Source organism: Enterobacter sp. RHBSTW-00175, from assembly GCF_013927005.1.
GTDB lineage: Bacteria > Pseudomonadota > Gammaproteobacteria > Enterobacterales > Enterobacteriaceae > Enterobacter.
This window is the reverse complement of record NZ_CP055930.1, coordinates 891,408-911,305: the sequence shown is the minus strand read 5'-3', so window position 1 is coordinate 911,305 and position 19,898 is coordinate 891,408. Positions and strand designations below refer to the sequence as shown.

At 53.4% G+C, this 19,898-nt stretch carries 21 protein-coding genes and 1 pseudogene; 6 read left to right on the top strand and 16 right to left on the bottom strand.

Annotated elements, in window-relative coordinates; all coding sequences use genetic code 11:
* The 11 genes and pseudogenes from emrA to HV107_RS04210 all read right to left on the bottom strand — a co-directional run bounded on the left by emrA (nt 1) and on the right by HV107_RS04210 (nt 11,433).
* The gene (emrA, locus tag HV107_RS04260) at nt 1–1,173 is read right to left on the bottom strand and encodes a multidrug efflux MFS transporter periplasmic adaptor subunit EmrA (protein WP_182062187.1); all 1,173 of its coding nucleotides are present in this window, start codon (nt 1,171–1,173) and stop codon (nt 1–3) included.
* 128 nt (nt 1,174–1,301) lie between these two features.
* On the bottom strand, nt 1,302–1,832 hold the full coding sequence (gene mprA / locus HV107_RS04255; RefSeq protein WP_182062186.1) for a transcriptional repressor MprA: 531 nt from the start codon (nt 1,830–1,832) through the stop codon (nt 1,302–1,304).
* A gap of 327 nt (nt 1,833–2,159) precedes the next feature.
* Nucleotides 2,160–3,344 carry an MFS transporter gene (locus HV107_RS04250; RefSeq protein WP_182062185.1) on the bottom strand — a complete coding sequence of 395 codons (1,185 nt, stop codon included), beginning with the start codon at nt 3,342–3,344 and terminating at the stop codon, nt 2,160–2,162.
* Nucleotides 3,345–3,492: 148 nt separating this feature from the next.
* On the bottom strand, nt 3,493–4,488 hold the full coding sequence (gene proX / locus HV107_RS04245; protein ID WP_182062184.1) for a glycine betaine/L-proline ABC transporter substrate-binding protein ProX: 996 nt from the start codon (nt 4,486–4,488) through the stop codon (nt 3,493–3,495).
* A 9-nt stretch (nt 4,489–4,497) separates the two neighbouring features.
* A complete protein-coding gene (gene proW, locus HV107_RS04240) occupies nt 4,498–5,562 on the bottom strand; it encodes a glycine betaine/L-proline ABC transporter permease ProW (RefSeq protein ID WP_182062183.1) in 1,065 nt (354 codons plus the stop codon).
* Nucleotides 5,555–6,757: a glycine betaine/L-proline ABC transporter ATP-binding protein ProV gene (gene proV / locus HV107_RS04235; protein WP_182062182.1), complete on the bottom strand. Its 1,203-nt coding sequence runs from the start codon at nt 6,755–6,757 to the stop codon at nt 5,555–5,557. Before proV ends, proW begins: the two co-directional genes overlap by 8 nt.
* 365 nt (nt 6,758–7,122) lie before the next feature.
* Nucleotides 7,123–8,082: pseudogene (gene nrdF / locus HV107_RS04230) on the bottom strand (class 1b ribonucleoside-diphosphate reductase subunit beta).
* Nucleotides 8,083–8,091: 9 nt separating this feature from the next.
* Nucleotides 8,092–10,236, bottom strand: coding sequence for a class 1b ribonucleoside-diphosphate reductase subunit alpha (gene nrdE / locus HV107_RS04225; RefSeq protein WP_182062181.1), 2,145 nt, complete (start codon nt 10,234–10,236; stop codon nt 8,092–8,094).
* Nucleotides 10,209–10,619: a class Ib ribonucleoside-diphosphate reductase assembly flavoprotein NrdI gene (nrdI, locus tag HV107_RS04220; RefSeq protein WP_182062180.1), complete on the bottom strand. Its 411-nt coding sequence runs from the start codon at nt 10,617–10,619 to the stop codon at nt 10,209–10,211. Before nrdI ends, nrdE begins: the two co-directional genes overlap by 28 nt.
* Nucleotides 10,616–10,855 carry a glutaredoxin-like protein NrdH gene (gene nrdH / locus HV107_RS04215; RefSeq protein WP_014071471.1) on the bottom strand — a complete coding sequence of 80 codons (240 nt, stop codon included), beginning with the start codon at nt 10,853–10,855 and terminating at the stop codon, nt 10,616–10,618. The genes nrdI and nrdH overlap by 4 nt, the downstream gene beginning before the upstream one ends.
* 251 nt (nt 10,856–11,106) lie before the next feature.
* Nucleotides 11,107–11,433: a DUF883 domain-containing protein gene (locus HV107_RS04210; RefSeq protein ID WP_010434339.1), complete on the bottom strand. Its 327-nt coding sequence runs from the start codon at nt 11,431–11,433 to the stop codon at nt 11,107–11,109.
* 160 nt (nt 11,434–11,593) lie between these two features.
* Here HV107_RS04210 and HV107_RS04205 point away from each other — a divergent pair, with 160 nt between their 5' ends.
* Nucleotides 11,594–11,938 carry a DUF2002 family protein gene (locus HV107_RS04205; protein ID WP_182062179.1) on the top strand — a complete coding sequence of 115 codons (345 nt, stop codon included), beginning with the start codon at nt 11,594–11,596 and terminating at the stop codon, nt 11,936–11,938.
* A 33-nt stretch (nt 11,939–11,971) separates the two neighbouring features.
* On the opposite strand, the gene alaE is transcribed toward HV107_RS04205, so the two are convergent.
* Nucleotides 11,972–12,421: an L-alanine exporter AlaE gene (gene alaE / locus HV107_RS04200; protein ID WP_182062178.1), complete on the bottom strand. Its 450-nt coding sequence runs from the start codon at nt 12,419–12,421 to the stop codon at nt 11,972–11,974.
* 637 nt (nt 12,422–13,058) lie between these two features.
* Between alaE and stpA the strand changes: the two genes are divergently transcribed.
* On the top strand, nt 13,059–13,463 hold the full coding sequence (stpA, locus tag HV107_RS04195; RefSeq protein ID WP_182062177.1) for a DNA-binding protein StpA: 405 nt from the start codon (nt 13,059–13,061) through the stop codon (nt 13,461–13,463).
* Between the two features lie 39 nt (nt 13,464–13,502).
* Here stpA and HV107_RS04190 read toward each other — a convergent pair whose 3' ends face one another.
* The 3 genes from HV107_RS04190 to HV107_RS04180 form a co-directional block, all read right to left on the bottom strand.
* A complete protein-coding gene (locus HV107_RS04190; protein WP_182062176.1) occupies nt 13,503–13,682 on the bottom strand; it encodes a hypothetical protein in 180 nt (59 codons plus the stop codon).
* 79 nt (nt 13,683–13,761) lie between these two features.
* Nucleotides 13,762–14,283 (bottom strand): rhodanese family protein, encoded by a 522-nt coding sequence (locus HV107_RS04185; RefSeq protein ID WP_182062175.1) that lies wholly within the window; start codon nt 14,281–14,283, stop codon nt 13,762–13,764.
* A 10-nt stretch (nt 14,284–14,293) separates the two neighbouring features.
* Entirely contained in the window at nt 14,294–14,593 is a 300-nt protein-coding gene (locus HV107_RS04180; RefSeq protein ID WP_014071463.1) for a helix-turn-helix transcriptional regulator, read from the bottom strand.
* Nucleotides 14,594–14,770: 177 nt separating this feature from the next.
* On the opposite strand from HV107_RS04180, the gene HV107_RS04175 reads away from it, so the two are divergent.
* Complete coding sequence (locus tag HV107_RS04175) at nt 14,771–14,929, top strand: YqaE/Pmp3 family membrane protein (RefSeq protein WP_002903230.1); 159 nt, start codon at nt 14,771–14,773, stop codon at nt 14,927–14,929.
* Here the strand turns inward: HV107_RS04175 and HV107_RS04170 are convergent.
* Nucleotides 14,926–15,855 carry a LysR substrate-binding domain-containing protein gene (locus HV107_RS04170; RefSeq protein ID WP_182063456.1) on the bottom strand — a complete coding sequence of 310 codons (930 nt, stop codon included), beginning with the start codon at nt 15,853–15,855 and terminating at the stop codon, nt 14,926–14,928. The genes HV107_RS04175 and HV107_RS04170 overlap by 4 nt on opposite strands.
* Before the next feature lie 368 nt (nt 15,856–16,223).
* Between HV107_RS04170 and HV107_RS04165 the strand changes: the two genes are divergently transcribed.
* The 3 genes from HV107_RS04165 to HV107_RS04155 all read left to right on the top strand — a co-directional run bounded on the left by HV107_RS04165 (nt 16,224) and on the right by HV107_RS04155 (nt 19,892).
* Entirely contained in the window at nt 16,224–16,829 is a 606-nt protein-coding gene (locus HV107_RS04165) for an ankyrin repeat domain-containing protein (RefSeq protein WP_182062174.1), read from the top strand.
* Nucleotides 16,830–16,935: 106 nt separating this feature from the next.
* Nucleotides 16,936–18,477, top strand: coding sequence for an acyl-CoA synthetase FdrA (gene fdrA / locus HV107_RS04160; RefSeq protein WP_182062173.1), 1,542 nt, complete (start codon nt 16,936–16,938; stop codon nt 18,475–18,477).
* Entirely contained in the window at nt 18,477–19,892 is a 1,416-nt protein-coding gene (locus HV107_RS04155) for a DUF1116 domain-containing protein (protein WP_182062172.1), read from the top strand. The genes fdrA and HV107_RS04155 overlap by 1 nt, the downstream gene beginning before the upstream one ends.
* Nucleotides 19,893–19,898: the final 6 nt, after the last annotated feature.

The window sequence follows — 19,898 nt, the reverse complement described above, 5'->3', positions numbered from 1 at the left end:
TTAACCGGCGTTTGCTTTCACGATGTCATCGATCAGCTTGTTGACCGGATCGAGGCTAATTTCACGGGCGTTACTTTCATAAGCCGGACTGCTTCGCACCTGGCTTGCCAGGATCTGACCTTCGCGGTTTTCGGTATCAACCGTTACCAGCGTAGACAGGCCGATACGCAGCGGATGGTCTGCCAGCTGTTTAGGATCCAGCTCGATACGTACAGGTAAGCGCTGAACCACTTTGATCCAGTTGCCGGTGGCGTTCTGCGCAGGCAGCAGGGAAAATGCGCTACCCGTACCCATATCAAGACCGACCACTTTACCGGTGTACTTCACGTCGTCACCGTAGATGTCGCTGATGACGGTCGCCGTCTGGCCAATACGCATATGCGCAAGCTGCGTCTCTTTGAAGTTAGCATCCACCCACAGATTGTTAGCCGGTACTACCGCCATCAGCGGAGTGGTTGGGCTAATCTGCGCGCCAGGCTGTACGGAACGACGCGAGACATAGCCGGTCATCGGGCTGACAATCTTTGTACGCTCCAGCGCAAGCCAGGCGTTACGCACTTCGGTCGCGGCCTGTTTTACCGCAGGCTGGTTTTCCAGGTTAGTCCCCAGAACCATCGCCTGATTGGCGTTGTACTGCTGAATAGCAACATCCAGCTGCGCCTGGGCGCTGGCAACGGCATCGCGGGCGTGTTGCAGCTCTTCACGACCAATCAGGTTGGCAGTACCGAGAGGTACACGACGATTCAGGTCGCTTTGTGCCTGCGCCAGTGCAGTTTTCTGCACATCGATGCTGGCCTGGAGTTGCTTACTGTTGATCATCAACTGGCGGGTTTGACGGACGCTGGATGCCAGTTCTGTCTGCGCTTTTTCAAATGCCTGCTGGGCATCGGTCGGGTCAAGCGTGACCAGCACATCCCCTTGTTGCACAAAGTCGGTATTGTCAGCCCAGACTTTCGTCACGCTGCCCGACACCTGCGCCATAATTTGTACCTGGTTTCCTGCCACGTATGCATCGTCTGTTTCTTCAGCATGACGCAATACTAAAAACCAATAGATCCCATATGCCACAGCAATAATGATAAAGAGCAAGGTCAGCAGAAGAAGGGCGCTCTTACGTTTGCCTTTCTTGTTGGCCGGTTGCTGCGGGGTTGTGTTCTCCGCATTTGCGCTCATTGTTGTTCTCCACGATCTTCTTATTTTCACATCGGCTGAGCCGACCTGTTGTCAGAAAGGCCAGCAGTGTTACGTGCTGGCCTGTCAGTTTTCTTTTTTAAATCTGGATGTTCGAGCGTGTCGTCGCGTTAGCGCAGCGCCTCAAGGATGGCACCGTCTTCATCCATCTGATCCAGACGGGTGAGCAGTTTGCGAGTGATGTGCTCAAGCTGATCGCGCTCGGCAGTACTAAGGACAGACCAGAGTTGATGCAGACAATTGTGCTGAGGTGGCAGCACCTCACGCAGGAATTCGTGACCTTTGTCGGTCAGTTGCAGATGCAGGCAACGGCGGTCGTTGTCGCTTTCACGGCGCTCAATCCAGCCGCGTTTTTCCAGCTCATCAGCGATACGGGTGGCATTAGTACGGGACGAACCCAGCGCGCAGCTCAGCTCAGACGGCTGAATGCTGTGGTTTTCCTGAGACTCCAGCGTAATCAACGCCATAAATAACGTCTCGTTAATCCCCTGAGCTTTCAGCATCTTATTACGGTTATCCAGCAGTTTCCCCTGCATGTGCATACACAGGCGGGTCAGCAGAATTTCCTGATACGGAAACTCCTCATGACGACTGGCGCGGAATTTAAGCATTTGTTCAATGGGCGTAAACGAACTATCCATTTGGGCATAACCTCATTAATTACAGCCGATATAGTAACGATAGTGACAAATAATGTAAATGAATTATTTGTGCGGTTATATCCGCCAAACGTATGTCACCATCAGAAAGCGCCGGGTAAATCCATGACCCGGTGAGCACAAAAAAGGGTGGGCGTGGGCCCCAGGAAGACGGGATGTGAGAACCGGGAAAAGCCAACAGGTATGAGCTATTCATGCTGCTTGTTAATATGTCACCCACATTAAAATTTCTGGGATATATGATTACGCTAACCTTAACAGACATAGGGACGCCTTAACACCCTAAGACGTCCCAATGCAATGTAAAGCTTAAGAAATTGCCTCCTGGCGATGGAATCCGCGCCACCAGACCAGCAGATTGAGTGCTGCAACAATTGCCCCGATGCTGCAAACACCCGCCCAGCCAGCGTGTTGCCATGCCGAAGCTGAAATTAATGAACCTGCCGCACCGCCGATGAAATAGCTGGTCATGTAACCTGCGGTAAGGCGGTTACGCGCATCCGGCTTGACGCGATAAATCACGGTCTGGTTAGTGATATGCACGCCCTGCACGGTGAGGTCGAGCACCAGGATACCGACTATCAGCGCCAGCACGGAAGAGTGCCCAAGCCAGATAGCCCCCCAGGAGAGCAGCAGCAAAATCAGCCCGGAGGTTGTCGTCAGATGAGATTTGCCTTTATCCGCCATGCCGCCAGCCGGACGCGCACCCAACGCACCGGCCGCACCCGCCAGACCAAACAGACCAATTACCCCTTCGGAATAGTTAAAGGGCGGCGAGGCCAGCAGGAAGGCCATCGACGTCCACAGAATGCTAAAGTTAGCAAAGGTGAAACAACCAAGAAGTGCGCGCGTTCGTAGCAGTTTATCTTGTGTGAAAAGCGCAAATACGGAGCCAAGCAGCTGCGGGTAGTTCAGGTGGTTTTCCTGCTTCACTTTCGGCAGTCCGCGCCACAGCGCGAGCGCCATGATAACCATCAGCACGCTGGCCACCCAGTAAACGGTACGCCAGCCTCCAAGGCTTGCCAGTAGCCCGGCCACGGTACGCGCCAGCAAAATCCCCAGCAGCAGGCCGCTCATAATGGTGCCCACCACTTTGCCGCGTTTTTCCGGTGAGGCGAGCGTTGCCGCCAGCGGCACCAGGATCTGCGCCACAACTGAGAACAGCCCGGTCAGGGCAGTGCCGACAATCATCATGGTTAACGACTGGCTACTGGCGGTGATCAGCATCCCGCCCGCGGCGAGTAACGTCATGGAGACAATCAGCATCCGGCGTTCAAACATATCGCCCAGTGGCACCAGGAACAGCAGGCCTGCGGCATAGCCAAGCTGGGCCGCTGTCACAATAAAACCTGCGGAGCTGGCAGAAAGGCTGAAAGCGTGGGCGATGGTGTCGAGCAGAGGCTGCGCGTAGTAGTTACTGGCGACGGCAAGGCCGGTCGCCATGGACATTAACAGGATCAGTGCCGGGCTAAGCCCTTGTGGATTTTTTGTCATCAGGTTCTGGGATCGTAAGTTAAGTGATTATTTTTCCAGAAACCATGATAACCAATGATTGTGAATGTTGGGGGATTGTTATGTGTGGGTTTGTGCGGTTAACCCCCTCTGCCCAAAGGGGAGAGGGGTAGGGTGAGGAGAAAGGTTGTTACTTCTGCGCCTCAAGCGCTTCTTTCACCCAGCCATCAAACTGCTGCTGGTGGGCTTTGATCCAGCCGTCAACGTGGCCGTTGATGTCCGCTTCAGAGGATTTACCTTCGTGCATCATGGCGTTCTGCGCGTTGATGTCCGCCAGCGGTAGTTTCATCACTGAGAACAGCTTCGCGGCCGCCGGGTTTTTCTCAGCCCAGGCTTTGTTAGCCACAATATGCATGGTGTTCACCGGGAAGCCATAGTTCATACCGTTTGGCAGTTTGGTGTCGATATCTTTCTGTTCACCTGGCAGAGAAGAGAACGGAACCTGCAACCACACCACATCTTTACCCGGCTTCAGCACGTCGCTGACCCAGTACGGTGTCCAGGTGTAATAGATAACCGGTTTGCCTTCTTTAAAGCGGGCAATGGTGTCGGCCATCATCGCGGAGTAGTTACCGTGGCTCACGTCGACGGTTTTGGCCAGGTCGAACGCTTTGTTCTGGTGGTTAATGACCGCTTCGCAACCCCAGCCCGGTGAACAGCCCATCATGTCGGCTTTGCCGTCACCATTGGTATCGAACAGTTTGGCAATCTTCGGATCTTTAAGCTGCTCAATGTTGGTGATGTGGTACTGGTCAGCGGTTTTTTTGTCGATCAGATAACCCTGTGCCGCACCGGTCACGAAGGTGCCTTCACGGTAGAATTTCTTATCACCGCCCGCTGCTGCATACATATCGTCGTGCAGCGGCTGCCAGTTTACGGCGGTAAAGGTGGCATCACCGGAGGCAATAGAGGTATAGCCCACGTTGTAATCCACTTCACTTGGCGTCTTGACCGTATAACCCAGTTTTTCCAGCGCACGGCTGACAATCAGGGTCTGGAAGGTCTCTTCCGAAATGGTGCTCTGAATCGGTTGCACGGTAATGCCTTTGCCAGGCAGGTCAGCCGCATATGTGCTGGTGGAGACAAGGGTGGCAAACGCTGTGGCAAAAAGTACGCTATGTCGCATCGTTGTTCCTTATTTTACGAATGGGCGGGTGATTAACCCGACAGGGCCGGTGGTGTACCAGCGACGGTTGCCGCGACTGCGTGAATCGCGACCGACAGCCTGGGTCAGGCGGTCAAGAATAATAGCGAGGATCACAATGCCCACGCCGCCTACGGTGGCAAGCCCCATATCGAGGCGGCCAATACCGCGCAGTACCATCTGGCCAAGACCGCCAACGGCGATCATCGAGGCGATAACCACCATAGAGAGCGCCAGCATCAGCGTCTGGTTAACACCCGCCATAATGGTTGGCATCGCCAGCGGGAGCTGAACTTTAAACAACATCTGACGCGGGCTGGCACCGAACGAGCGTGAAGCCTCAATAAGATCGGCTGGCACCTGGTTGATCCCAAGTATCGTCAGACGAACAATCGGCGGCAGGGCAAAAATAATGGTGACCACCACGCCCGGCACATTCCCGATCCCGAACAGCATCACGATAGGCACCAGGTAGACAAACGCCGGGGTGGTTTGCATCGCATCCAGCAACGGACGGATTATCTTCGCTGCCCGCGGGCTACGCGCCAGCCATATCCCCAGCGGTAACCCTATTACCACACAGAAGAGCAGGGCGGTCAGCACCAGCGCCAGGGTGATCATAGCCTGTGACCATGCGCCAATGGCACCGATGGCAATCAGGGAGACCAGCGTGGCGATCCCCATGCCCGCGCTACCAAACTGCCAGGCAATCAGGGCAAATATCACGATGGCGACAGGTGCCGGCATTCCCAACAGCAACTGCTGGAAACCGTTCAGAATGTAATCCACCGGGACGCGGATCCCCTGGAACACCGGGCGGAAGTGAGTCACCACCCAGTCAATCCCTTCCGTTACCCAGCTATCCAGCGGGATCAGCGTCTTGTGGAACGGGTCCATAATATTGAAGTGTTCTGGCGCCGGTGCAGGCGCGCTGCTGAGCCAGTCTGCCGAACCGCCATTAGCTGGCGCAGGCGTTGATGAGCCCCAGGCATCGGCAGATTGCGCTGCGCTGTCTGCGGCTTCTGTGGTTCCCCATGGATTGGATTGATCAGCCATTGTTTGCCCCCTCGCGATCTAAAGCCTGAAGCAACATCCCTTTGGAGATGATGCCGACATACTGTTGTTCTTCCCCAATCACCGGAACGGCGCAGGGTGCCTGACCGACATGGGAGAGCAACTCGCTGAGCGGCGTTTCGGCGTCGACCGCAAGCGGGGACGCGATAAGCGCCGCATCGAGTCCCTGATTTTCGCCAAGCGCTTTTTTCAGGGAGTCGATGGAGACAATGCCTACAAATTTATTACCACGTTCAATCACATAGCCAAATTCACGGTCTTCATCCTGTAAGACCTTCAGTGCCGAACGCGGGCCGAAACCTGGGGTTTTGCGAATAATGCCGTTTGGCGCTCTGCGGGCAATATCTTTTGCGCTAAATACCTGGCTAATATCCACGCCACGGAAGAAGGTGCGCACATAATCGTTGGCCGGGTTATTGAGGATCTCATCCGGTGTTCCCACCTGTACCACTTCGCCGTTTTGCATAATGGCAATACGGTCGCCAATACGCATCGCTTCATCAAGGTCATGGGAAATAAATACGATCGTACGCTGGTGTTTAGCTTGCAGTTTTACCAGTTCATCCTGCATCTCAGTACGAATTAAAGGATCGAGCGCGGAGAAGGCTTCATCCATTAATAATATATCGGGATTTATCGCTAATGCGCGGGCTAATCCGACGCGTTGCCGCATACCGCCCGATAGTTCATCAGGATAAGCATGAGCATAATTTTCCAGCCCAACCTGGCGTAATGCATCCAGCGCTTTTTCCTGCCGTTCCTGGGCCGGAATTCCTGCTAATTCCATGCCGAATGCGGTATTATCTGACACCGTCATATGTGGCATTAAAGCGAATGACTGAAACACCATCGCAATCTTTTTTCTGCGCACCTCGCGGAGCTCAGCATCTGATATTTTGGCAATATCCTCACCATCAATCAGTACCTGCCCGCGGGTGGGTTCAATCAGGCGATTGAGAAGGCGAACCATAGTGGATTTACCCGAACCGGATAACCCCATGATGACGAAAATCTCGCCTTCTTCAATGGCCAGACTGGCGTCTTTAACGCCAAGCGATAGCCCTGTTTTTTCCAGAATTTGCTCTTTTGAAAATCCTTTTTCAATATATTTGAATGCACGCTGTGGATGCTCGCAAAATACTTTATAGAGATTTTTAACTTCTAATTTAATTGCCATGCAATAGAGTATTTCCCGTTATTTATTGTGTCGATATGGTTTCCAGTTGGAATAATTACCTGACAATACCCTAACATACTCAGAATCTGAGACAACCCTCAGTCCGCTTATGGCACGAATTTTGCCGAAGACTAAATCGCTGAATTTCCCATGAGTAAAGGGCTGAGCGGGTGTTGAATTTTTCTGAGATTTTTGTCGCGCGGTCGGGAAATTTCGTCTGAATCGGAATGATTCAGACGAATATGACGGTGGAATTACAGTATAGATGTCAGGGAAATATTACGGGGAGAATAATGGGATTTATATTTTATTAATGATCGTTATTTTCACGCCCCTCTCTCCTGTGGGAAGAGGGGCAATAACCGTTAAAAATCCCAATCCGCGTCTTCGGTTTCCACCGCTTTGCCCATCACATACGACGAACCCGACCCGGAGAAGAAATCGTGGTTTTCATCGGCATTGGGTGAAAGCGCTGCAAGGATTGCCGGGTTCACGCCAGCCATATCTGGCGGGAACAACGCTTCATAACCGAGGTTCATCAGCGCCTTGTTGGCGTTGTAACAGAGGAAGGCTTTTACATCCTCTTCCCAACCGGTTCCGGCGTACAACTCTTCGGTATAACGTAGCTCGTTATCATAGAGATCCATCAGCAAATCAAGCGCGAATCCTTTTAATTCCTCGCGCTTAGCCTCGCTAATTCTCTCCAGCCCTTTCTGATATTTATAGCCAATGTAATATCCGTGAACGGCTTCGTCGCGAATGATCAGGCGAATCAAATCTGCTGTGTTGGTGAGTTTGCCCCGGCTTGACCAGTACATCGGCAGCCAGAAGCCGGAATAGAACAGGAACGATTCCAGAAATACGCTGGCGATTTTCTTCTTCAGCGGTTCGTCGGCACGGTAATACTCCAGCACCAGCCGGGCTTTATGCTGTAGCTACTCGCTCGCTTCACTCCAGCTGTAGGCCTCATCCACATCTTTGGTCTGACACAATGTTGAAAAAATCGAGCTGTAGGAGCGGGCATGAACCGCCTCCATAAAGCTGATGTTCGACATCACAGCCTCTTCATGTGGCGTCAGCGCGTCGGCCATCAGCGCGGGTGCGCCAGTGGTGTTCTGAATAGTGTCCAGCAGCGTCAGGCCGGTAAAGACGCGGATCGTCAGCTGCTGCTCTGCGTGGCTTAGCGTCTGCCAGGCGGGAGTATCGTTAGAAAGAGGTACTTTCTCCGGCAGCCAGAAGTTGCTGGTCAGGCGGTTCCAGACCTCCAGGTCTTTGTCGTCCTGGATTTTGTTCCAGTTAACGGCGCTAACTCGCGACAGTTTCATCCTTTCTCCTTACAGCGCGCAGGACACGCAGCCTTCGATTTCGGTGCCTTCCAGCGCCAGCTGGCGCAGGCGAATGTAGTACAGCGTCTTGATGCCTTTCTTCCAGGCGTAAATTTGCGCCTTGTTGATATCACGCGTGGTGGCGGTATCCGGGAAGAACAGCGTCAGTGACAGCCCCTGATCCACGTGCTTTGTGGCCTCGGCGTAGGTATCGATAATTTTTTCCGGGCCAATTTCATAGGCATCCTGATACAACGCCAGGTTCTCGTTCGTCATAAACGGGGCAGGGTAGTAAACGCGCCCGGTTTTCCCTTCCTTGCGGATCTCAATTTTTGACACAATCGGGTGGATGCTCGAGGTGGCGTGATTGATATACGAGATAGACCCGGTTGGCGGTACGGCCTGTAAATTCTGGTTATAGATGCCATGGTGCATCACCTCATCGCGCAGCTGGTGCCACATTTCACGCGTGGGCAGGGTGATACTGGCGCGCTCAAATAGCGCGCGGACCTTTTCAGTTTTGGGTTGCCAGTCCCCTTCCAGATACTGACGGAAATACTCGCCGCTGGCATAGCGGGACTGCTCAAAGCCTGCAAAACGCTGGTTACGTTCGCGCGCCAGCAGCATAGAGGTATGCAGCGCGTGCCAGGTAATGGTGTAAAAATAGAGGTTGGTGAAATCCAGCCCTTCCGGGCTGCCATAGGCAATCCCTTCGCGTGCCAGATAACCGTGCAGGTTCATCTGCCCCAGGCCAATGGCGTGCGATGCAGCATTCCCCACCTCAATGGATGGCACGCTGCGGATGTGGCTCATGTCTGATACCGCCGTCAGGCCACGAATGGCGGTTTCCACCGTGCGGCCAAAGTCCGGGGAATCCATCGTGTGCGCGATATTCAGCGAGCCCAGGTTGCAGGAAATATCTTTTCCGGTCTGGTCGTAGTCCAGGTTTTCGTCATAGGTGGAGGCGCTGTTAACCTGCAGGATCTCCGAACACAGGTTGCTCATATTAATGCGCCCGGCAATCGGGTTGGCGCGGTTCACCGTGTCCTCGTACATGATGTACGGATAACCAGACTCAAACTGGATCTCTGCAAGCCGCTGGAAGAAGTCGCGGGCATTGATATAGTTTTTGCGGATGCGATCGTCGGCGACCAGCTCGTGATACAGCTCGCTAATGGCCACATCGCCAAAGGGCTTGCCGTAAATACGCTCAATGTCGTAGGGCGAGAACAGCGCCATCTCTGCATTCTCTTTGGCGAGCGTAAAGGTGATATCCGGGATAACGACCCCCAGCGAGAGGGTTTTGATACGGATTTTTTCGTCAGCGTTTTCCCGTTTGGTATCCAGAAACCGCAAAATATCCGGGTGGTGCGCGTGCAGATACACCGCCCCGGCACCCTGACGAGCGCCAAGCTGGTTCGCATAAGAGAAGGCATCTTCCAGCATTTTCATTACCGGGATCACGCCGGAGGACTGGTTTTCAATGCGTTTAATCGGGGCCCCTGCTTCACGCAGGTTAGAGAGCAGAAACGCCACACCGCCGCCGCGCTTTGAAAGCTGTAATGCCGAGTTCACTGCACGGCCAATGGACTCCATATTGTCTTCAATGCGCAGCAGGAAGCACGACACCAGCTCACCGCGCTGGGCTTTGCCGCAGTTCAGGAATGTCGGGGTGGCGGGCTGGAAACGGCCCGACAGGATTTCATCCGTCAGCTGTTCTGCCAGTTTTTCATCCCCCTGCGCCAGCGTCAGCGCCACCATGACGGCGCGATCTTCAAAGCTTTCCAGGTAGCGTTTGCCGTCGAACGTTTTCAGGGTATAGCTGGTGTAGTACTTCCACGCGCCAAGGAAGGTCTGGAAACGAAAGCCGCTGGCGTGGGCGCGTTCAAACAGCGTCACCACAAAGCCCCGGGCGTAACGGGTAAGAACGCGCTCTTCGTAATAACCCTCTTTAACCAGATAGTCGAGACGTTCGTGCTGGCTGGAGAAATGGACGCTGTTCGGGCGAACGTGGGCACTAAAAAAGGCGTCTACCGCCTCATGGTCTTTAGCAAACTGAATGCGCCCCTCGCTGTCGTAGAGGTTAAGCATGGCGTTTAATGCGTGGTAATCCGGCGTGGCCTGAATTACACGTTCTGCGGTTGTCGTTGCCAAAATTCGTTCACTCCTTTACGCACGTTCTCTACGTCCTGCTGTGTCCCCATCAGTTCGAAACGATAGAGATACGGCACGCCGCATTTTTGAGAGATGACATCACCGGCGCGGCCATACGCATCGCCAAAATTACGATTGCCTGCGGCAATCACACCGCGAATAAGCTGCCGGTTCCGTGGATCATTAAGAAAGCGGATCACCTGGCGGGGAACAGCCCCAGCCGTCCCACCACCGCCATAGCTCGGTACCACCAGGATGTAAGGTTCGTCTACCTGAATACGCTCCCGCTCATTGAGCGGAATACGTATCGCAGGCAGCCCGAGGCGCTCGATAAATCTGAGCGTGTTTTCCGAGCTGCTGGAGAAGTAGACCAGCCCACTCATGCACTGGCGGCCTGAGCAGCGATCCGGTTAATCATGTCCGGGCGAAAGCCAGACCAGCTGGTTTCCCCGGCGACCACCACCGGTAGCTGGCGGAAGCCCTGCGCGCGCAGAGTGTCGGCAGCATCCGGGACCAGGTCGACATTCACCATCTCAAACTGGACGCCGCGGCTTTCCATTGCGCGTTTTGTGGCGTGGCACTGAACACAATCGTTACGAGTGTAAATAATAATGCTCATGATTCGTATTTCCATTTAAAATAGAGAGGCGGCGCGAATTGTCGCGTCAGGTTGTGTGTGTCCTGCTAAAAGGAATACTAGATGTAGTTATAAGAAGTTTCAACCATACAATATATGGGAAATTTCGATGAGTGTCGCCACGATGATGAGCACAGCGGGGCAGGGCAGGCTGTACGGGATTTTCAGCCGATGGATAAAGAAAAACCCCGGTGCCAGTGACAAGCCGGGGCTGACGTACATCTCATGGTGGGTTACTTACGCAGGCTGAGCAGGGCGCCGACAAAAATCCCGACCGCCGCCACCGTGCCAAGCGCGCAGAGCGGTTTTTCACGGACGAAGGTATTGGCGCAGCTGACTGCGTCACAGGCGGCTTGCGTGGCACGAGAACGGCCATGCATTCTGGCGCGGGTCTCACGCAGCAGAGACTGAGCCTTACGTTTTGCGGCATCTGCTTCGTCCTTTGCATCTGAACCCCAGGATTTCAGCACTTCCTCCAGCGTGTCCGCTAATTGGCTGACATCATTACGAATATCCTGGGCGTCGTCGTTTATATCGTTTCGGTTCGGTCTGTTAAACATACGATCCTCCGTCATTTTGCATTCCCATTGAGTTTAGCCCAGGATTTTATTATCTGAAGCGAGTCACGACTTATCCGGCGGTTTATGGAATATTCTGAAAGCGCTGCTAATGCTGAATACTGTAAGGTTGCCGGGCAGGAAAAGATAACGAGGATTAAATATGTATTTACGACCCGATGAGGTGGCGCGCGTTCTTGAAAAAGCGGGATTTACCATGGACGAAGTGACATCAAAAGCCTATGGATATCGCCGCGGCGAGAATTATGTTTACGTCAACCGTGAAGCCAGAATGGGGCGCACCGCTCTCATTATTCACCCGACGCTGAAAGACAGAAGTCTCTCATTTGCTGAGCCTGCCTCGGATATAAAAACCTGCGATCACTACCAGCAATTCCCGCTCTATTTAGGCGGTGAAACGCATCAACATTATGGTATTCCGCATGGTTTCAGCTCTCGCATGGCGCTGGAGCGTTTTCTGAAAGGACTGTTCGGCGAACAGCAGTAAGCGTGCGACTGGCAATGCGCCAGTCGCGATACATCACGCCTTAGCCTGGTTGTACTGGCTGACTTTAAACAGTCGACGGCAATAGTCGAGAAAATAGCCGTACACCACACCCATCAACATCGACACCACGATGTTTGAACTTACCGCAGCGGCGATTTGATGCCAGTCTGCGCCCACGGTCAGCAAAATCGCGACATATACCGGTGACTGGAAAGTGACATAGGCCAGCACGTCGGCCAGGTTTTTCACCCAACCAGCCGGGCTGATGCGGCGGGCAACGCGCATGACGGCATCACGGTACAATCCGTAAGGCCATGCAATAATAATGTTCACCGGGATAGCCACCAGGCGAGAGGAAAGTGATTGCTCGAAGGACATTCCGGAGAGGAATATTTCGATCAGCATGTTCACGACGGAACAGTAGACAACCATCGCGAAGGTATCCGCTACCGCATGGCGCAGGCGAGACTGCGGTGAGAACATGTCTGAACTCCTTGAGAAGAACACTATAATGAGGCTTTACCGTTCAGCTTTAGTGCTTTAGGTTGGTTTGTTTGACGTGTATAGCGTATATCTCTGGTTTAAAACTAACAATTAGTGATTAATTTTTATTTATTGCCTTTTTGTCCACAAAATTCTCTGTAATTGTGTATTTGTTAATCGCCTCGCTATTTTCTCTCTTTTGTTGTTTTATTTGATGTAAAATCAGTGTGTTATGTTAATTTTGCATGGGTTGGTTTTTGCCCCCGACGCGTGGTTCAGCATGGCATTCTTTAGTTTGTGTGAAAACCACCCATTCCATGATGATTGTTCTTAATTATTCATTTTGGTAGATAAAAACTCTGTTGATTAATGCCCTGTTTTATTCACGTTAAGTGCATAGTTATTCTTTTTTGTTTGCAGGGGGGCAACGCGATGAGATCTCTACGGTAACGCAGGCAGATTGTGTCCCTGAGAAATAAGCCGTCTCTCCCTGGAAACATAACCGGTATCCAAAATTATATTTTTAAATATTTAAAATAAATGGTTTTAAGTTTCGATGGGTGGATATCGCAGGGGAAATGAATTATTCTATCTGTTGATTTTTCGATTTATCACAAAGAAAAGGTTTTCAATTAATATGTCTTTGACGTTACAGAATCTTAATAATATCCGCACGCTTCGTGCAATGGCGCGTGAATTCTCTATTGAAGCGCTAGAAGAGATGCTGGAAAAAGTCAGGATCGTTACTGAAGAAAAACGTAACGAGCAGGCTGAATTCGAACAACAGCGCGCTGAACAGCAGGATAAAATTAATGCTCTGCTGGAACGAATGAAAGCTGACGGTATTTCTCCAGCCGATCTGCTGGGCTCTGAAGCGAGCAACGTGGGTCAGCAGGCGAAAAAACGTAAAGCGCGTGAAGCAAAATATCGCTACATCGACGTTAACGGTGAAGAAAAAACCTGGACCGGTCAGGGCCGCACGCCAAAACCTATTGCGAGCGCACTGGCAAACGGTAAATCACTGGATGATTTCCTGATTTAACCCGTGTGCCGGGCGGAAGGCTCCGCCCGGCTGCGTTTTTTAGCAGACGCCGAAATCACCGTCTTCAGTATAAAGGGTGACATCAGCCGCCTTCAGCGTAAATTTCTCGCCTTGCTCATTGCTGGCTTGTACCGCCACGATGCTCTCGCCATTCACTTCGGTAACTTTTAGTTTTGGGCCGCCCATACGTGGTTGCACAAAATCGCCGACTGAAAACATAGTACCTCCTCATCATTGTTGTGTTCTTCACCTTAGCCCACGTCTTGCGCAGGGTACAGTGTATTCAACGGATTACTGCTTATGAGGTACGTCTGTTCCACGGCATTATTTTCAGCAGACGCGCCATTCCGCAAAAACCGCTCAGCCCGGCAAACAGCAACCCTGCGCCGACAAAACCGCTGAGCAGGAAAAAGCCGCTGGAGACGCTATAACCCAACACCACACCGCACAAAATCAACAGCCCGGCGGCAATTTGCACCTGGCGCATCAGCGGGAGTGGCTGTGATTTATCTTCAATGGTCAGCAGCCCGGCCTGTTTCCAGCCCTGAATTCCGCCTTCAACAACATACGCCTGCGCGGGTAATGCCGCTTGTGCAAGTCGCGCTGCATTGCCAGAGGTGCGTGCGCCCGACTGGCAGTGAAAAATAACCGTTTCACCAGGCTGCATCTGAAGCCCGGCAGGGAGCGTATCCAGCGGAACGGAGCGGGCAGCTGGAATATGCTCCCGGGCATATTCATCGGTATCACGAATATCAATCAGTTTTGCGCCTTCAGCAATCAGCGCATTCGCCTGCTGGGGGGAGATAAGAGGAAGGGACATTAGCGGCTCCTTACGGGCAATAAAGGGTTTTTAGGGTGCTGATGAGCTGATTCACCGCATCGTTTTTAATGAAGTAAAGAATGCGCTGGGCATCGCGGGTGCTGTCGATCAGCCCTTCTTCACGCATTCGCGCCAGATGTTGCGAGGTGGCCGATGCGCTAAGCCCCGTGGCACGCGCCAGTTCGCCGGCACTGGTGCCCGGTGCACCGCACAGCGTGCACAGGATCAGCAGCCGGCGGGCGTTGCTCATCGCTTTCAGGAGTGCTGCGGCCTGCTCAGCGCTGGCCTGGAGTTGTTCGAGTTCAGTCATTTTACTTTAGAGTTTACTTAATTAAGTAAATGCTAAACTAAAGGAGAGGATTAAGCCAGTGTCAAAAGCGTAAAAGAGGGTAAAAGGCCAACGCAGAGAAGTCCCGCCCGCTAAACTGACTACGCTTAGGGGGTGTCCTCTTTTTATCTTTAATGAATTAGCTTGCACGGAGTTTGTATGGGTTTTTGGCGTATCGTTTTCACGATCATCCTGCCGCCGCTGGGCGTGCTGCTGGGTAAAGGCTTCGGCTGGGCGTTTATTCTGAACATCATTCTGACGCTACTGGGTTATATTCCGGGTCTTATTCACGCGTTCTGGGTACAAACCCGCGATTAAGCGCGCCAGAGCAAATCACTGTATATCCCGGTCAGTACACCCTGGGGGCCAAACTGCTGTTTGATCCAGCGTGTGACCTGGCCGGTCGCTGCATGTTGTGTGGCAAGCAACATGCGCGAATCCTGGCGTGGGTTATTGATACGCCGCGTCACCAGTAACCCATCTTCTACCGCATCCCGCGCCATATATTCCGGTAAAAAACCAATCCCTTCGCCCAGGATCTGACACTGACATTTGGTGTTGAAGTCCGGCACCAGAATCGCCTCTTGCCCGTGCAGCAACCAGCCGACTTTTTTGTTAATGGTGTGCGCGGTGTCTTCTACCATGATATTCGGATACAGGCGCAACTGGCTTTCGGCTATCGGCTCAGGCGTGAACGCCAGCGGATGCTCCGGGGCAATCGCAAAGACCCAGCGGATCGCGCCAATTTCGGTGTAATCAATGCCGCCGCCATCGAGCAGCGTATCCGGCGCGCCAATCGCGATGTTGACCTGGTTATTAATGATGGAATCCCAGACGCCGTTGTACACCTCGGTAGTGACGGTTATCTGGCAGGTCGGGAACTGTTTTTTCAGCACCTGTAACAGCCTGGCGGTATGGCGCGGCGTATATAAAAGTTGGTTAATGCAGATGCGCACCCGCGCCTCGATACCCTGGGAAATGGTATCTATCCCGCGCTTAATGGCGTGAAAGTCGTTCAGCAGGTCGGTGGCTTTGCGGTAAAAATAAAAGCCGGATTCGGTAAGCTCAATGCTTCGCGTGTTACGCACAAACAGCACCACGTCCAGCCCGGTTTCCATGCGTTTGATGGTGTAGCTGATGGCCGATGTCGTCAGGCCCAGTTCTTCTGCCGCCTTGCTAAAGCTGCTGTAGCGCGCCGCCGTGGTGAAGGCCAGCAGGTTCTCTTCGGTAAAAATGGAATTCATCATCAGGCTCCAGGCAAACAGGCCATCGCGGCATTGTTGAATCTATTTGTAATCCCCTGCGGGAGCAACCAGTTTTGAACGAATTTTAACACTGACGTTACAACTGATTTGAACAGCATCACACTTCCTGTAATTTGTTGAAAGCCGCGCCCGGCAAGGGATTGCGAGACATAAGCAGAATGCTGTTTTCCGTCATCAAATGCAGGCAAACATAAGAAAAACATTGTACCGGCGCACGTTTTGGCTCAATTATTAATTTTTATTCAACAATCCGTCACATTCCGGTGAATGATATTTAAGCGGATTCTTTTCTGAAGGGGCTGTTGCTATTCTCAGGGCATCAGAAATGAAAACACCGGAGTCTGAATATGTCTGCAAATGAACTCGTTACTGAATTTCTGCTGGCGGCAGAACAAGGGAATATCGATGCACTAAAAGCCTGTCTGGATAAAGGTGTGGATATTAATGCCAGCAACCGACAGAAAAGAACCGCCGTTATTATTGCCAGCCTGAATAAACATTACGCCTGTGTGGAGCATTTAATTGCCGCCGGTGCAGATATCGATAAACAGGACCAAACCTGCTTTAACCCCTTCCTGATTAGCTGCCTGACCAACGATATAACCCTGTTGCGGATTGTGCTTCCGGCAAACCCTGACCTCGAAAGGCTGACCCGTTTTGGCGGCGTGGGCATCACGCCTGCCAGTGAAAAAGGACACGTGGAGATCGTACGCGAGCTGCTGGAAAAAACCGATATCAACGTCAATCACACCAACTTCGTGGGCTGGACGCCGCTGCTGGAAGCCATTGTCCTCAATGATGGCGGCGCGAAGCAGCAGGAGATTGTAACGCTGCTGCTGGATAACGGCGCCAATCCGCACATGACCGACAAATACGGTAAATCCCCGCTCGAACTGGCGCGGGAAAAAGGTTTCCATGAAATCGCCGAATTGCTGCTGGCAGCTGGCGCGTAAATAACTCGGCCAGCCTGACCGGGCTGGCTACGAATAAACACAGCATTTTACCGTCGTGCTTTTTGCACGATGGCGGCCCCCTTTTATCCTCAAACAGGTGAAAATAATGCCAACGAAAATCGTGATAAAAAAGAACACCTATTTTGATTCCGTCTCATTAATGTCGGTTTCCACCAAAGCCAATAAATTGCCGGGCGTTGATCAGGCATTTGTGGCTATGGCAACGGAAATGAATAAAGGCGTATTGAAAAACCTTGGGCTGTTAACGCCAGAATTAGCCGACGCTAAAAACGGCGACCTGATGATTGTCATTAAAGGCGATACGGCGAATGACGAAACGCTGGCGGCCATTGAAGCGCTGTTCACCCGCAAAGAGAGCGGCGGAAGCCATGAAGCACGCTACGCCACCATGGCCAGCGCCAAAACCCATCGTCCCGATGCAAATCTTGCGGTGATCTCGGTGAACGGCACCTTTGCCGCCCGCGAAGCGCGTCAGGCGCTGGAAAACGACCTCAACGTAATGCTTTTCTCCGACAACGTGAGCCTCGACGACGAGCTGGCACTGAAGCAGCTGGCTCACCAGAAAGGGCTGTTAATGATGGGGCCAGATTGCGGCACCGCCATTATTAACGGCGCGGCGCTGTGCTTTGGCAACGCGGTACGCCGTGGGCCGATTGGTATCGTCGGGGCGTCCGGCACCGGCAGCCAGGAGCTGAGCGTGCGCATTCATGAGTTTGGCGGCGGTGTGTCGCAGCTGATTGGGACCGGTGGCCGCGATCTGAGTGAAAAAATCGGCGGGCTGATGATGCTCGATGCCATCGACATGCTGGAAGCCGACGATGCCACGCAGGTGATTGCCCTGATTTCCAAGCCGCCTGCGCCTGCGGTGGCTGAAAAAGTGCTGGCCCGTGCGCGCGCCTGCCGTAAACCTGTGATCGCGTGCTTCCTCGGTCGCAACGCACCGCCTGCTGATGAAGACGGATTGCAGTTTGCCCGTGGCACCAAGGAAGCTGCGCTGAAAGCGGTGCTGCTGACCGGCATCAAAAAAGAGCCTCTTGATCTGCATCCGCTCAACTGGCCGCTGATCGAAGAGGTGCGCGCCCGCCTGACCCCACAGCAAAAATACATTCGCGGTCTGTTCTGCGGCGGCACGCTGTGCGATGAAGCGATGTTCGCCGCGCTCGATAAATTCGACGACGTCTACAGCAACATTCAGCCCGATCCAGCGAAACGTCTCAGCGACATTAACGTCAGTAAAGCCCATACCTTCCTCGACTTTGGCGACGACGATTTCACCAACGGCAAACCGCATCCGATGATCGACCCGACCAACCGGATCAGCCGCCTGTTGCAGGAAGCGCGCGACCCGGAAGTGGGAGTGATCGTGATGGACTTTGTGCTGGGATTTGGCTCGCACGAAGATCCGGTAGGAGTGATGATCGACGCCATTAAAGAGGCACAGGCAATTGCGAAGGCCGACAACCGTCCGCTGGAGCTCCTCGGCTACGTGCTGGGTACTGACCAGGATGCACCGTCACTGGCTCAGCAGTGCCAGCTTCTGACCGATGCCGGCGTTATCTGGGCCAGCAGCAGCACCAATACCGGATTACTGGCACGCGAATTTGTCTGCAAAGGGGAGAAAGCATAATGACGACTTTATTTAATCAGCCGCTGAACGTAATTAACGTCGGCATTGCGATGTTCAGTGACGACCTCAAAAAGCAGCATGTTCCCGTGACTCAGCTGGACTGGACACCGCCAGGGCAGGGCAATATGCAGGTGGTGGAAGCGCTTGATCAGCTGGCGGGCAAACCGCTGGCCGACAAAATTGCCGCCGCCAACAAAATAGCCCTTGAGCGCATTATTCAGTCACATCCAGTGCTGGTGGGCTACGACCAGGCGATTAACGTGGTGCCGGGCATGACCCGCACCACCATCCTGCACGCCGGCCCGCCGGTGGCGTGGGAGAACATGTGTGGGGCGATGAAAGGGGCGGTTACCGGCGCGCTGGTGTTTGAAGGGCTGGCGAAAAACCTGGAAGACGCGGCCAGGCTGGCGGCATCCGGCGATATCACCTTCTCGCCGTGCCACGAACATGACTGCGTTGGCTCCATGGCGGGTGTCACATCTGCCTCGATGTTCATGCACATCGTCGAAAACAAAACCTACGGCAACCGCGCGTTCACCAACTTAAGCGAGCAGATGGCGAAAATTCTGCGTATGGGTGCCAATGACCAGAGCGTGATCGACCGCCTGAACTGGATGCGTGACGTGCTCGGCCCGATGCTGCGCGATGCCATGAAAATCATCGGCGAAATTGACCTGCGCTTAATGCTGGCGCAGGCCCTGCACATGGGCGATGAGTGCCACAACCGTAACAACGCGGGCACCACGTTGCTTATCCAGGCGCTGACGCCGGGCCTTATTCAGGCGGGTTATCCGGTGGAACAACAGCGCGAAGTGTTCGAGTTTGTCGCCAGCAGTGACTACTTCTCTGGCCCAACGTGGATGGCGATGTGTAAAGCCGCGCTGGATGCCGCCTACGGCATTGAGTACAGCACCGTGGTGACCACCATGGCGCGTAACGGTTATGAGTTCGGTCTGCGCATTTCCGGCCTGCCGGGGCAGTGGTTCACCGGCCCGGCGCAGCAGGTAATTGGCCCAATGTTTGCGGGCTATAAACCGGAAGACTCCGGTCTGGATATCGGCGACAGCGCCATCACTGAAACCTACGGTATCGGCGGTTTTGCGATGGCAACGGCCCCGGCGATTGTGGCGCTGGTGGGCGGCACGGTGGATGAAGCCATCGATTTCTCCCGCCAGATGCGTGAAATCACGCTCGGCGAAAACCCGAACGTCACCATTCCGCTGCTCTCGTTTATGGGCATCCCGACCGCCATCGACATCACCAGAGTCGCGGGCAGCGGCATTTTGCCGGTGATCAATACCGCCATCGCCCACAAAGATGCGGGCATCGGCATGATTGGGGCGGGTATCGTTCACCCGCCATTTAGCTGTTTTGAAAAGGCGCTGTTGACCTTCCGCGATCGCTACTTTTTATAAGGCATG

What these genes read in the sequence shown, in the direction of transcription:
- HV107_RS04165 (WP_182062174.1), top strand. Translation starts at nt 16,224, where the DNA reads ATGTCTGCAAATGAACTCGTTACTGAATTTCTGCTGGCGGCAGAACAA.
- HV107_RS04190 (WP_182062176.1), bottom strand. Translation starts at nt 13,682, where the DNA reads ATGTTTTCAGTCGGCGATTTTGTGCAACCACGTATGGGCGGCCCAAAA.
- emrA (WP_182062187.1), bottom strand. Translation starts at nt 1,173, where the DNA reads ATGAGCGCAAATGCGGAGAACACAACCCCGCAGCAACCGGCCAACAAG.
- HV107_RS04155 (WP_182062172.1), top strand. Translation starts at nt 18,477, where the DNA reads ATGACGACTTTATTTAATCAGCCGCTGAACGTAATTAACGTCGGCATT.
- HV107_RS04185 (WP_182062175.1), bottom strand. Translation starts at nt 14,283, where the DNA reads ATGTCCCTTCCTCTTATCTCCCCCCAGCAGGCGAATGCGCTGATTGCT.
- proV (WP_182062182.1), bottom strand. Translation starts at nt 6,757, where the DNA reads ATGGCAATTAAATTAGAAGTTAAAAATCTCTATAAAGTATTTTGCGAG.
- nrdI (WP_182062180.1), bottom strand. Translation starts at nt 10,619, where the DNA reads ATGAGTGGGCTGGTCTACTTCTCCAGCAGCTCGGAAAACACGCTCAGA.
- HV107_RS04170 (WP_182063456.1), bottom strand. Translation starts at nt 15,855, where the DNA reads ATGAATTCCATTTTTACCGAAGAGAACCTGCTGGCCTTCACCACGGCG.
- HV107_RS04180 (WP_014071463.1), bottom strand. Translation starts at nt 14,593, where the DNA reads ATGACTGAACTCGAACAACTCCAGGCCAGCGCTGAGCAGGCCGCAGCA.
- nrdH (WP_014071471.1), bottom strand. Translation starts at nt 10,855, where the DNA reads ATGAGCATTATTATTTACACTCGTAACGATTGTGTTCAGTGCCACGCC.
- HV107_RS04205 (WP_182062179.1), top strand. Translation starts at nt 11,594, where the DNA reads ATGTATTTACGACCCGATGAGGTGGCGCGCGTTCTTGAAAAAGCGGGA.
- mprA (WP_182062186.1), bottom strand. Translation starts at nt 1,832, where the DNA reads ATGGATAGTTCGTTTACGCCCATTGAACAAATGCTTAAATTCCGCGCC.
- fdrA (WP_182062173.1), top strand. Translation starts at nt 16,936, where the DNA reads ATGCCAACGAAAATCGTGATAAAAAAGAACACCTATTTTGATTCCGTC.
- HV107_RS04210 (WP_010434339.1), bottom strand. Translation starts at nt 11,433, where the DNA reads ATGTTTAACAGACCGAACCGAAACGATATAAACGACGACGCCCAGGAT.
- HV107_RS04250 (WP_182062185.1), bottom strand. Translation starts at nt 3,344, where the DNA reads ATGACAAAAAATCCACAAGGGCTTAGCCCGGCACTGATCCTGTTAATG.
- alaE (WP_182062178.1), bottom strand. Translation starts at nt 12,421, where the DNA reads ATGTTCTCACCGCAGTCTCGCCTGCGCCATGCGGTAGCGGATACCTTC.
- proW (WP_182062183.1), bottom strand. Translation starts at nt 5,562, where the DNA reads ATGGCTGATCAATCCAATCCATGGGGAACCACAGAAGCCGCAGACAGC.
- stpA (WP_182062177.1), top strand. Translation starts at nt 13,059, where the DNA reads ATGTCTTTGACGTTACAGAATCTTAATAATATCCGCACGCTTCGTGCA.
- HV107_RS04175 (WP_002903230.1), top strand. Translation starts at nt 14,771, where the DNA reads ATGGGTTTTTGGCGTATCGTTTTCACGATCATCCTGCCGCCGCTGGGC.
- proX (WP_182062184.1), bottom strand. Translation starts at nt 4,488, where the DNA reads ATGCGACATAGCGTACTTTTTGCCACAGCGTTTGCCACCCTTGTCTCC.